The following is an 11,410-nucleotide window of genomic DNA, read 5'->3' as shown; positions in this document are numbered from 1 at the left end:
GAACATCATTTTTTATTACTTGCCATAATGTCGTCTTAGTCACAAAATGCATCCCGTTCCTGACAAAACTGCTTTGCGTTACACATCAAAAAAACAGTGCGCACTTAAAGAAGCAGACAATAAGAAAAACTTATTAAAAAGTTTAAGCATTACTCAATGGAGTTAAACATGAAATTGAAATCTCTATCTCTATCTGTACTAGCAGCTTTATCTCTAGGTGTTGCTACATCTGCAATGGCAGCTGATGCAACTACTAGCACTACAGCTACTGCACCTGCACAAACAGCACCTTCTTACGATCAATCTGGTTTCTGGGTTGGTGGTGCACTAGGTATGGGTTACGTATCTAACAGCGATATTTCTAAGTTCCCTGGTTCTGCAAACGGTGAAGCACCAAGCGTTAAACTAGACGCTGGTTACGACTTCAACAAGTACTTCGGTATCTACGGTAGCTACGACTACATGCACGATCTAGGTAACGCAGACATGCACCTAGCAACTCTAGGTCTAAAAGGTAACCTACCTCTAACTCAAAAACTATCTGCGTTCGGTAAAGTTGGTGCAACTTACATCTACGCTGATAACAAGAACTTCGCAGACAACGCGCTACACATGAAGTCTGACAGCTTCTCACCAACAGCTGGTCTAGGTCTGTCTTACCAAATCACTCACGCACTATCTACTCAAATCGGTGCTGATTACTACCAAGACCTACGTACTTCACACGGTCACGCTGATCTAACTCAAGCGTACTGGGGTATGACTTACAAGTTCGGTCAACCAGCAACTCCAATGGTTGTTACTAATAACGTTGAAGTTGTTAAAGAAGTAGCTGTTGAGTCTCAAGTACCAACTCGTTCTTCTTACGTTCTACCATACCAAAATGGTCAAACTAAGCTAAACGACTACGGCCGTTACAACCTAGGTGAAGTGATTGCAACTATGCAAGCTAACCCAGAAGTTAACGCTCAAATCATCGGTCGTGCAGACAAAGTTGGTTCAGCTAAGATCAACGAAAAGATCTCTGCAGAGCGTGCTGCAAACGTTGCTAACTACCTAGAAGCTAACGGTATCGACGCATCTCGTCTAACTGTTTCTTCTGTAAGCTACAACGATCCAATCAAAACTGACGCTGCTACTAAGACTAACTACGTACAACGTTCAGTACAGATCATCCTTAAGTAATTAAGACTGATCGCATCTATCTAGCGTTTTCTCGCTAAGATAAATTCAATGCCGGTGACATTTTCACCGGCATTATTTTTCAAATCACATTCTCATTAGATCACTTTTAATAAGTCGCGCTATGCGGAGGGTCTTCTACGGTCTTCAATCAGCGATTTAATGAGACTGAAATTAAAAAGCATTTAGGGGTACTAATGAAAAAAGCAACGCTATGTTTACTAGCATTAATCACTATTTCATTAACCGGTTGTTTTTCTAATCAGCAATTAGATAAATCAGCACAAATGGTTGGTGGCTGGAAATTAAAGGGAGGCATTGAAATCCCTGGTATTACTAAGCGCCGTCCATCATTGAATATCGAACCTAATATGGAAGTTACAGGTTTTACTGGCTGTAATTTATTTAAAGGTAAAGTTGAACCTGATGGTGATTTCTCACTGCCTGCTGTAACACATAAGATGTGTTTGCCTGAGTTGGTTAAACAAGAGAACGAAATGCTTAATGTATTGCGTAGTGCAACCAGTATTGAAGTGATTAACAGCAGTTTAATCGTTGATGCTGGTGACAAGTTCCTTGTATTTGAAAAAACCAATGCAAGTTAATCAGTGAATATGATTTAATTTTATAATAGAGAGCCCAGCCATCGTGCTGGGCTTTTTCATACTCAAAAAGGATTGAAAATGTCAGTGTTCACACCAACTCAAGTTGTATTTACCCAAAATCAGTGGCAGATAGACAGTCAAGTACTAATGATGATCCCAAATAATGGGCAGTATTATATTGTGACTCAATGTACGCCTTTTCATCCTGTCAGTCATATCTGGCCTGATCATCCTGCTGATAAAGGTCAAATTAGCTTTGATGATCAGAGCGTTGAAGTAATGGATTGTGTTGTTGGTGCCGTAGAGTTATCAACCCAAACGCTTTTTGTTGCTCAAGATATTCCGGTTAAGCGTGATACAGAAGGTTGGGTGTTTGTTGTTGTGCATGTCATTGCTACCAATGCCGCTTTGACAGTAGGTGATACCGTGACATTGACTGTGGATAAAGCCTATCAGCAAAGCTTGAGTCGTGGGCACAGTGCAGGCCATTTATCTTCATTGGCATTGAATAAAGTGCTTCATGAAGCATTTTGGCGCAAAGAGCCGAGTCGTAAAGATGAACTGGGCTATTACGATTTCCACAGCTACGCCCAAGAAAAAAGTGAAGTTACCCCAGATCTCAGCACAGATACTTATCGTTTAGGTAAAACATTACGTAAGCGTGGTTTAAACAGTGCCGAATTATTAACAGCCTTAGATGATGTAGCTATTAAAATGAATCAGCAGCTTTCACTGTGGTTAGCGTTAAAAACTCCTGTTGTAATGCGAAGAGAAGGTGAATACTTAACAGATTCTCGTTACTGGCAATGCGATCTTGCTCAAGAAGGGAGCCTTGAAATCCCATGTGGAGGCACGCACGTTTCTTCATTAGCAGAATATTCTGCTATTACGGTGAGTTTTGAAGTGATTTCAGAGCAAGAAATTGTGATGCGGACAGAATGCATTAAAGCTTAAATATCGCTTTATTCTGCTGATTTGGATAAATTTAGCTAAATAATGAGTAAGATCTTGATTTGTAATATACTAGATCAGTGCGTAAATAACAGCAAAGATAGGATTATTATATCGTTTAAAATCCAAATACAGCATATGTAACTTATGCTTTCGGGAAGTGTAATTATAAATATTCTTTTGATACCTGATCGCTGATCATCTTTGTTTTATACGATGATCACCACTTAGCTTGTTGATCATCACGAAGATCCTGTTTGGTGGTAAAATAGAGAAATGGCGTCTTACTGCACATAGTATTTTGTGAGCAAGATGAAATTCTATGATGGATGGAATTGTATTTTTTTATGACAGGCTCAATAATCTGACTGTCACATTATTGATGCGCTGAGGTTATAAGGCATGACAGATAAGGCTGATAATATTTGTCCGCAATGTAGCAGTATTTTAAGTTGGAAAAATCATGGCTATTTTTGTGATTTTTGCCAGCAAGAAGTGAAGAAAACGGTATTTTGCCCTGACTGTAATGAGCAATTAGAGAAGTTACAAGCTTGTGGCTCTGCGAGTTATTTTTGCAATCACTGTAACGAGTTAAAATCTAAATCTCGGGTAAAAGCACAGTTTAAAATGGGTACACAAGCTTAAATAAAGCGAGTGTAACGAGAGAAAGAAAAATGGCGCTGGTAGAAAGCGCCATTTTTATTACTAGATCTTAAAATTATTTGATCACGCTTGAGTGGATCTCGCCATCAGTTACTGTCGTGATTAAGGTATCCCCCGTTTTCACTTGGGAGGCTTTTCTTATTACGTCGCCTTGCTCATTTCGAGTAATGGAGTAACCACGCGCTAAGGTTGCCAGTGGACTGACGGTTTCCAATTTTTCTGCTGCCACTGCTAATTTGTGGCGAACATTCAGCAGTTTCCTATCTAATGCATCATAGAGGCGCTGTTCACTACGTTCTAAATTTCGTTGTGCATTTTTTACTAATGAAGCAGGGGAGTAGAGCGAGAGTTTATAGTTATTATGCTCGATATGTTGCTGATGATTTTGCAGTTTTTTTGCCATTGCTTGGGTTAAACGCTGACTTATCTCATCAAGATGTTGTTGTTGCAAATTTAGACGAAGCTGCGGATGCTGACGTTCTAAACGATGCTGTAACTGGGTTGTTTGACGTAGTGACTGTGACAAATACGCAGTGATCGCATGACGCAATTGTTGTCTTTTACGATCAAGCAGTTGTGTTTGGTGAGTCATATCACGACTGATCAATTCAGCAGCGGCTGAGGGGGTTGGCGCACGAACATCGGCAACAAAATCTGCGATTGTCACGTCTACTTCATGACCCACTGCACTTACAATTGGAATTTGGCTTGCAGCAATCGTGCGTGCGACGATCTCTTCGTTAAATGCCCAAAGATCTTCTAATGAACCACCACCGCGCCCAACAATTAATACATCACACTCTTGTCTTGTATTAGCGCGACCAATGGCTTGTGCAATAGATATTGCAGCGCCTTCACCCTGTACCATGGTTGGATAAATCACAATGGGTAGGCTCGGATCTCGGCGTTGTAACACATGTAAAATATCGTGCAGCGCAGCACCTGTTTTTGAGGTAATGATCCCTACACGTTTAGGTTGCTCTGGCAGTGTTTTTTTCAACGATTGTGCAAATAAACCTTCTGCCGCAAGCGACATTTTTAGTTGTTCAAATTGCTGTTGAAGACGTCCATCACCTTCTGGCTGCATACTTTCAATGATCAGTTGGTAATCACCGCGTGGTTCATACAATGATAGGCGTGCTTTAACTAAAACCTGATTACCGTTGCCGGGTTTAAAAGTGACGTGGCGATTACTGCCTTTAAACATGGCGCATTTTACTTGAGCGCGTGCATCTTTAAGGGTGAAATACCAATGACCAGAAACGGGCATTGAAAAATTAGACAATTCACCAATCAACCATACCACGCCCATTTCATTTTCAAGAATAAGACGAACTTGAGCATTAAGGCTAGAAACGGTGTAAATACGGCTATTAGTTTGGCTTTGCGGGGAGAAAGTGGTCACTGGGAATGGTACCTGCTATCGAAGGAAGTAGAAGGCAGGCGGTCAAAATAAAACCGAATAAGTCATAAAACACACAGGCAGATCTATGGACAGATCTTGGCCGTATTTCCTTGACCGCATCACCGGATAGTTAACCGAAATATACTACTTATCAATCAAAAAGTGTCAAGAAAAAAAATAAAAAAAATTCTAGCCAAACGTTTGCTTCGTACGTATAATTCGACCGCAATATTTTATCCTTCTTTTAAAACCTATTCGGTGTGAGATATTGCAATGTTACGAATTAAACAAGAAGCTTTAACCTTCGATGATGTTTTGCTGGTTCCAGCCCATTCAACCGTTCTACCTAACACTGCCGATCTGCGCACTCAACTGACTAAAGATATTGCTCTAAATATCCCTATGGTGTCAGCGTCAATGGATACTGTGACTGAAGGTCGTCTTGCAATAGCCCTTGCGCAAGAAGGCGGCATTGGTTTCATTCACAAGAACATGTCTATTGAACAACAAGCGAACCAAGTTCGCATGGTGAAGAAGTTCGAAGCAGGTGTGGTTTCAGAGCCTGTTACTGTAAAGCCAACTGCAACCATTGCAGACGTTAAACGTCTAACTGAAGAAAATGGTTTTGCAGGTTACCCTGTTGTGACTGATAACAATGAACTAGTTGGTATTATCACTGGTCGTGACGTTCGCTTTGTGACAGATCTTTCAATGAAAGTTGAAGATGTGATGACATCTAAAACAGAGCTTGCTTCTGCAAAAGAAGGCGCATCACGTGAAGAAGTTGAAGCTATCATGCAACAACATCGCGTTGAAAAAGTGCTTCTTGTTGATGATGAATTCCGTCTAAAAGGCATGATCACAGCAAAAGACTTCCAAAAAGCAGAGCGTAAACCAAACGCATGTAAAGATGAGCGTGGTCGTTTACGTGTTGGTGCTGCTGTGGGTGCTGGCGCAGGTAATGAAGAGCGTGTTGCAGCACTGGTAGAAGCGGGTGTTGACGTATTGCTTATCGATTCTTCACACGGTCACTCTGAAGGTGTACTACAACGTATTCGTGAAACACGTGCGGCATTCCCTAATCTTCCAATCGTTGGTGGTAACGTAGCAACTGCTGAAGGTGCACGTGCACTGATTGAAGCTGGCGTAAGTGCAGTGAAAGTGGGTATTGGCCCTGGTTCAATTTGTACTACGCGTATCGTGACTGGTGTAGGTGTACCACAAATTACAGCTATCTCAGAAGCGACATCTGTTGCTGATCAATACGGCATTCCTGTTATTGCTGATGGTGGTATCCGTTTCTCTGGTGATATGTGTAAAGCGATTGCTGCTGGTGCATCATGTGTCATGGTTGGCTCAATGTTCGCAGGTACTGAAGAAGCACCGGGTGAAGTTGAACTGTACCAAGGCCGTGCATACAAATCTTACCGTGGCATGGGCTCACTAGGTGCGATGTCTAAAGGCTCTTCTGACCGTTACTTCCAAACAGATAACGCTGCTGACAAATTAGTACCAGAAGGTATTGAAGGCCGTGTGGCATACAAAGGTCACATGAAAGAGATCGTACACCAACAAATGGGTGGTTTACGTTCAAGCATGGGTTTAACTGGCTCTGCAACTATTGAAGATCTTCGTACTAAAGCTGAATTTGTACGCATTACTGGCGCAGGTATGAAAGAGTCACACGTACATGACGTGACTATCACTAAAGAAGCACCAAACTACCGTATGGGTTAATCGTTCATTCTGCTAATTAGAATTAACGAAAGTAATACAGAGCATCGGGAGCAGAATATCTGCTCCCAATCGATAAAAAATTATTTGAGAACACTCACTAATGACCACGACCACTAATATTCATGATCAACGCATCCTTATTTTGGACTTTGGCTCTCAATACACACAGTTAATTGCACGTCGTATCCGTGAGATCGGTGTTTACTGTGAACTTTGGAGCTGGGATGTTGATGAAGCCGATATCCGTGAATTTGCGCCAAACGGTATTATTCTTTCTGGTGGTCCTGAAAGTGTAACGGAAGCCGGTTCTCCACGTGCACCACAATATGTATTTGATGCAGGTGTGCCAGTCTTTGGTGTGTGTTACGGCATGCAGACCATGGCTGAGCAACTAGGTGGTAAAGTTGCTGGTTCATCTGAGCGTGAATTTGGTTACGCACAAGTTAAGATCGTTGAGCCAACACACTTCCTTGAAGGCATTCAAGACGCAGTAGCAGAAGACGGCACTGCATTAATGGATGTATGGATGAGCCATGGTGACAAAGTGGTAGAAATCCCATCTGATTTCGTAAAAGTTGCAGAAACTGAAACCTGTCCATTTGCAGCAATGGCAAATGAAGAGAAGCGTTTCTACGGCGTTCAGTTCCACCCAGAAGTAACGCACACCCGTCAAGGTATGAAGTTAATTGAAAACTTCGTCATGAATATCTGTGGTTGTGAAAAACTGTGGACGTCAGCAAACATTATTGAAGATGCTGTTGCACGAATTAAAGAGCAAGTAGGTGACGATGAAGTGATCCTTGGTCTTTCTGGTGGTGTTGATTCATCAGTGGTTGCGATGCTTATTCACCGTGCAATTGGCGACAAGCTAACGTGTGTATTTGTTGATAACGGTCTACTTCGTTTGAATGAAGGCCAGCAAGTAATGGACATGTTTGGTGATAAGTTCGGCCTAAACATTGTTCATGTACAAGCTGAAGATCGTTTCTTATCTGCACTTGCGGGTATTGCTGATCCTGAAGCAAAACGTAAGAAGATCGGTCACGTATTCGTTGACGTATTTGATGAAGAATCTAAGAAGCTATCAAATGCGAAGTGGCTAGCACAAGGTACAATTTACCCTGATGTGATTGAGTCTGCTGCATCGAAAACAGGTAAAGCGCACGTTATTAAATCTCACCATAACGTAGGTGGTCTACCAGACGATATGGAAATGGGTCTTGTTGAGCCATTAAAAGAGCTATTTAAAGATGAAGTACGTAAGATCGGTCTAGAGTTAGGCTTACCTTACAACATGCTTTACCGCCACCCATTCCCAGGTCCGGGTCTAGGTGTACGTGTACTAGGTGAAGTGAAGAAAGAGTACTGTGACTTACTACGTCGTGCTGATGCGATCTTCATTGAAGAGCTTCATAAAGCAGATCTTTACAATAAAGTATCACAAGCATTTACCGTATTCTTACCAGTTCGCTCTGTTGGCGTTATGGGTGACGGTCGGAAATATGATTGGGTTGTATCACTACGTGCAGTAGAAACCATCGACTTTATGACAGCACACTGGGCGCACCTACCTTACGACTTCCTAGGTAAAGTGTCTAACCGCATTATCAACGAAGTTGATGGTATTTCTCGTGTTGTTTACGATATTTCAGGTAAGCCACCTGCGACGATCGAGTGGGAATAATTTTCTCCTGTTACTCAACGTGAGTTAACATTTTTGAAACCCTAATAAGTCATTTATTAGGGTTTTTTTATTGCTGTATTTGATATCGATATCCAATCACTTTTCTCCTTAATTTTCTCCTTTATGCTTAATTTGTTATCTAACTAATCAGTAAATCATCATTAGGTATAGTCATCAAACACTGCTCTGTTTCAATTTGGATGACAGAATGTTTTGCTAAATAAAATATTATGTTGGTTTTTTGTTTACAGTTAATACTTGTTTACAAAGTATTGTTATAACTTTTGGTTATTCGTTAGATGATGTCGCTTTTTTTTATTTTCTTTTCGATACAATCGTTCAACCTAAGTTCAGCAACATAATGCTGAAAGGAAAAACAATGAGATCTGCTTCAAAGTAGATCCACTATGCAGACACAATCAACATAGGGGCACGGAGTTGCCATGAACGAAAAAACATTGAATCAAGCGCCTAAGCCATCAAGCGCTATGGATAAGTTTTTAAATGGTATCGAGCGAGTAGGTAATAAGATCCCTGATCCTGCTTTGCTATTCTTCTGGGGTTTGATCGCAGTTTGGGTTCTTTCTGCGGTGATGTCTCAGTTTGACTTTGGTTTAGTTCACCCAGTTACACAACAAGTTGTACAAGTAAATAACCTATTAACGGGTGACGCATTAGCAAGCTTCCTTGCTAATATGGTGAAGAATTTCACAGGCTTTGCACCGCTAGGTATTGTACTTGTAGCAATGCTAGGTGTTGGTGTTGCTGAAGCATCTGGCTTTATTAATACCGGCCTTAAGAAAATGCTTAACGTTACGCCTGTTAAGCTACTTACACCTATGCTTATTCTTGTTGCTATTGTGTCTCACACCGCAGCAGATGCTGGTTATGTTCTGGTTATTCCACTAGGCGGTATTATTTTTCACGCTGCGGGTCGTCACCCATTAGCGGGTATTGCGGCAGCATTTGCTGGTGTATCAGGTGGTTTCTCAGCAAACTTTATCCCATCAGGTATTGACCCATTACTAGCAGGCTTTACGCAAGAAGCTGCACGAATTATGGATCCGGATTACATCGTGAACCCATTAGCGAACCTTATGTTCACGGGTTTATCATCATTCGTTATCGTGGGTATCGGTTGGTACATCACAGATAAGATCATTGAGCCTCGTCTAAGCAAAACAGCTATCGATGAAGATGCAGAAGAAGCGCCTGATATGGGCTCTTTCACTGAACTTGAAAGTAAGGCATTTTCTTACGCAGGTTGGGCAATGGTAGCAGGTATTGTATTACTTGTTGCTGCGGTATGGCCTGAGTCATCACCACTGCGTTCGCCAACGGGTGAAATTGCAGCGTTCAATGCGCCAGTGATGCAGTCAATTGTTCCGCTAATCTTTATCCTGTTTGTGATCCCTGGGATCATCTACGGTAAAGTGGCTGGTACCTTTAAGCAAAGTAGCGATGTTATTAAAGCGATGTCTACCACAATGGCGGGTATGGCTGGCTTCATGGTAATGGTATTCTTCATTGCTCAGTTCCTAGTGGCGTTTACGCAATCTAACCTAGGTACATTACTAGCGCTATCTGGCGCACAGTTACTGCAAGAGATGAACTTACCGGGTCAAGTAACTATCGTTGGTATGATCCTACTAACAGCAAGTGTGAACTTATTGGTAGGCTCTGCATCAGCGAAATGGGCATTGATTGGTCCTATTATGGTTCCAATGCTAATGGCAGTAGGTATTTCTCCTGAGCTAACACAAGCGGCATACCGTGTAGGTGACTCTGTATCTAACATCATTTCACCTATGATGGTGTTCTTCCCACTGGTTGTTGTTTACATGCAACGTTATGTGAAGAGCTCTGGTATCGGTACGCTAGCGTCTATGATGATGCCATACTCAATTGCAATGCTAGTGGGTTGGACCATCTTCCTACTTGCTTACTGGGCGTTAGGTATTCCACTTGGTGTTCAAGCACCATACACTTACAGCTTATAATTTAAGTTACTGATAATTTAAATTTCAGCAGATAAAAGAAAAGCCTCGCTAAATATAGTGAGGCTTTTTTCTATTTAGTGTTTGAAGATATTACGTAACTATTTCTTTAAACACTGACTCTAATTACTTGTTGAAGTGCTCTACGTGGAAGCGTAGGTGATCTTCAATAAATGTCGCCATGAAATAGTAGCTGTGGTCGTAACCATCTTGCATGCGGATCTCTACTGGGTAGTTATTCGCTTTAGCCGCTGCAGCTAGGCTCTCTGTACGTAATTGACCTTCAATGTAGAAGTTATCGTGAGTACCTTGATCAACTAGCATCGGTAGTTTTTGCTCAGCTTTACGCATTAGCTCACTTGAATCGTACTGTTTCCAGTTTTCAGTGTTGCTACCTAGGTAACCTGTAAATGCTTTTTGACCCCAAGGACAGTTCATTGGGTTAGCAATTGGGCTAAATGCTGATGCAGAAGTGAAACGCTCTGGGTTACGCATTGCAATCATTAATGCGCCGTGACCACCCATTGAGTGACCGCTGATCGCACGTTGCTGTGATACAGGGAAGTGCGCTTCAACAAGTGCTGGTAGTTCATTAACAATGTAATCGTACATGTTGTAATGACGGTTCCAAGGCGCTTCTGTTGCGTTTACGTAGAAGCCCGCACCTAGACCAAAGTCGTAGCTACCTGCTGGATCATCTTCAACACCTTCACCGCGTGGGCTGGTATCTGGTGCTACAATCGCTACACCTAATTCTGCTGCGATACGTTGTGCTCCTGCCTTTTGCATGAAGTTTTCATCGGTACAAGTTAGACCTGATAACCAGTAAACCACAGGCACTTTTTGACCAGCAGCTGTTTGTGGTGGTAGGAAAATCGCAAAACGCATATCACAGTTAAGGACTTCTGAACGGTGCGTATATTGTTTATGCCAACCGCCAGCAGTTTTGTTACAGCTAATGTTTTCTAAAGGCATGGATATATTCTCTTAGTCAGATTAGGCGCAGAGATAGGGTACAGAAGATGACCTCTGCGCACATTTATTATTATGTAATTATATTATTTGTCGAAGTGGATAATAGTACGGATACTCTTACCTTCGTGAAGCAAATCGAATGCTTCGTTGATCTTGTCTAGACCCATGTTGAATGAGATGAAGTCATCTAACTGGAACTCACCCGCCATGT

Annotated in this window: 9 protein-coding genes and 1 pseudogene; 7 read left to right on the top strand and 3 right to left on the bottom strand. The window is 41.8% G+C overall.

The annotated features are described in order from the left end of the window. The first annotated feature begins 168 nt into the window (after window positions 1–168). The 4 genes from E5A76_RS13995 to E5A76_RS13980 all read left to right on the top strand — a co-directional run bounded on the left by E5A76_RS13995 (window position 169) and on the right by E5A76_RS13980 (window position 3,383). On the top strand, window positions 169–1,185 hold the full coding sequence (locus tag E5A76_RS13995; RefSeq protein ID WP_053988624.1) for an OmpA family protein: 1,017 nt from the start codon (window positions 169–171) through the stop codon (window positions 1,183–1,185). 194 nt (window positions 1,186–1,379) lie between these two features. Beyond that, window positions 1,380–1,787, top strand: coding sequence for an META domain-containing protein (locus E5A76_RS13990; RefSeq protein WP_008986331.1), 408 nt, complete (start codon window positions 1,380–1,382; stop codon window positions 1,785–1,787). 78 nt (window positions 1,788–1,865) lie between these two features. Then, window positions 1,866–2,741, top strand: a complete 876-nt coding sequence (locus E5A76_RS13985) for an alanyl-tRNA editing protein (protein WP_161119292.1) — start codon at window positions 1,866–1,868, stop codon at window positions 2,739–2,741. A gap of 399 nt (window positions 2,742–3,140) precedes the next feature. Further along, a complete protein-coding gene (locus tag E5A76_RS13980) occupies window positions 3,141–3,383 on the top strand; it encodes a zinc ribbon domain-containing protein (RefSeq protein ID WP_053988622.1) in 243 nt (80 codons plus the stop codon). 73 nt (window positions 3,384–3,456) lie between these two features. Here the strand turns inward: E5A76_RS13980 and xseA are convergent, their stop codons facing one another. Next, a complete protein-coding gene (xseA, locus tag E5A76_RS13975) occupies window positions 3,457–4,806 on the bottom strand; it encodes an exodeoxyribonuclease VII large subunit (protein WP_161119291.1) in 1,350 nt (449 codons plus the stop codon). A 273-nt stretch (window positions 4,807–5,079) separates the two neighbouring features. Between xseA and guaB the strand changes: the two genes are divergently transcribed. The 3 genes from guaB to E5A76_RS13960 all read left to right on the top strand — a co-directional run bounded on the left by guaB (window position 5,080) and on the right by E5A76_RS13960 (window position 10,227). Further along, window positions 5,080–6,543: an IMP dehydrogenase gene (guaB, locus tag E5A76_RS13970; RefSeq protein WP_161119290.1), complete on the top strand. Its 1,464-nt coding sequence runs from the start codon at window positions 5,080–5,082 to the stop codon at window positions 6,541–6,543. A 100-nt stretch (window positions 6,544–6,643) separates the two neighbouring features. After that, window positions 6,644–8,227: a glutamine-hydrolyzing GMP synthase gene (gene guaA / locus E5A76_RS13965; RefSeq protein ID WP_053988619.1), complete on the top strand. Its 1,584-nt coding sequence runs from the start codon at window positions 6,644–6,646 to the stop codon at window positions 8,225–8,227. 443 nt (window positions 8,228–8,670) lie between these two features. After that, on the top strand, window positions 8,671–10,227 hold the full coding sequence (locus tag E5A76_RS13960) for an AbgT family transporter (RefSeq protein ID WP_053988618.1): 1,557 nt from the start codon (window positions 8,671–8,673) through the stop codon (window positions 10,225–10,227). Between the two features lie 123 nt (window positions 10,228–10,350). Here E5A76_RS13960 and fghA read toward each other — a convergent pair whose 3' ends face one another. Both fghA and E5A76_RS13950 read right to left on the bottom strand, forming a co-directional pair. Continuing rightward, window positions 10,351–11,199, bottom strand: coding sequence for an S-formylglutathione hydrolase (gene fghA / locus E5A76_RS13955; RefSeq protein ID WP_023933262.1), 849 nt, complete (start codon window positions 11,197–11,199; stop codon window positions 10,351–10,353). A gap of 83 nt (window positions 11,200–11,282) precedes the next feature. After that, window positions 11,283–11,410: pseudogene (locus E5A76_RS13950) on the bottom strand (S-(hydroxymethyl)glutathione dehydrogenase); the annotation flags it as partial.

It is taken from the genome of Photobacterium lucens (genome assembly GCF_009873615.1).
In the GTDB taxonomy this organism is placed as follows: Bacteria; Pseudomonadota; Gammaproteobacteria; order Enterobacterales; family Vibrionaceae; genus Photobacterium; species Photobacterium lucens.
The sequence above is the reverse complement of the archived record's forward strand: the minus strand, read 5'-3'. Positions and strand labels throughout refer to the sequence as shown.

Coding starts and splice junctions, on each gene's coding strand:
- guaB (WP_161119290.1), top strand. CDS start 5,080: ATGTTACGAATTAAACAAGAAGCTTTAACCTTCGATGATGTTTTGCTG.
- E5A76_RS13960 (WP_053988618.1), top strand. CDS start 8,671: ATGAACGAAAAAACATTGAATCAAGCGCCTAAGCCATCAAGCGCTATG.
- E5A76_RS13990 (WP_008986331.1), top strand. CDS start 1,380: ATGAAAAAAGCAACGCTATGTTTACTAGCATTAATCACTATTTCATTA.
- fghA (WP_023933262.1), bottom strand. CDS start 11,199: ATGCCTTTAGAAAACATTAGCTGTAACAAAACTGCTGGCGGTTGGCAT.
- E5A76_RS13980 (WP_053988622.1), top strand. CDS start 3,141: ATGACAGATAAGGCTGATAATATTTGTCCGCAATGTAGCAGTATTTTA.
- E5A76_RS13985 (WP_161119292.1), top strand. CDS start 1,866: ATGTCAGTGTTCACACCAACTCAAGTTGTATTTACCCAAAATCAGTGG.
- guaA (WP_053988619.1), top strand. CDS start 6,644: ATGACCACGACCACTAATATTCATGATCAACGCATCCTTATTTTGGAC.
- E5A76_RS13995 (WP_053988624.1), top strand. CDS start 169: ATGAAATTGAAATCTCTATCTCTATCTGTACTAGCAGCTTTATCTCTA.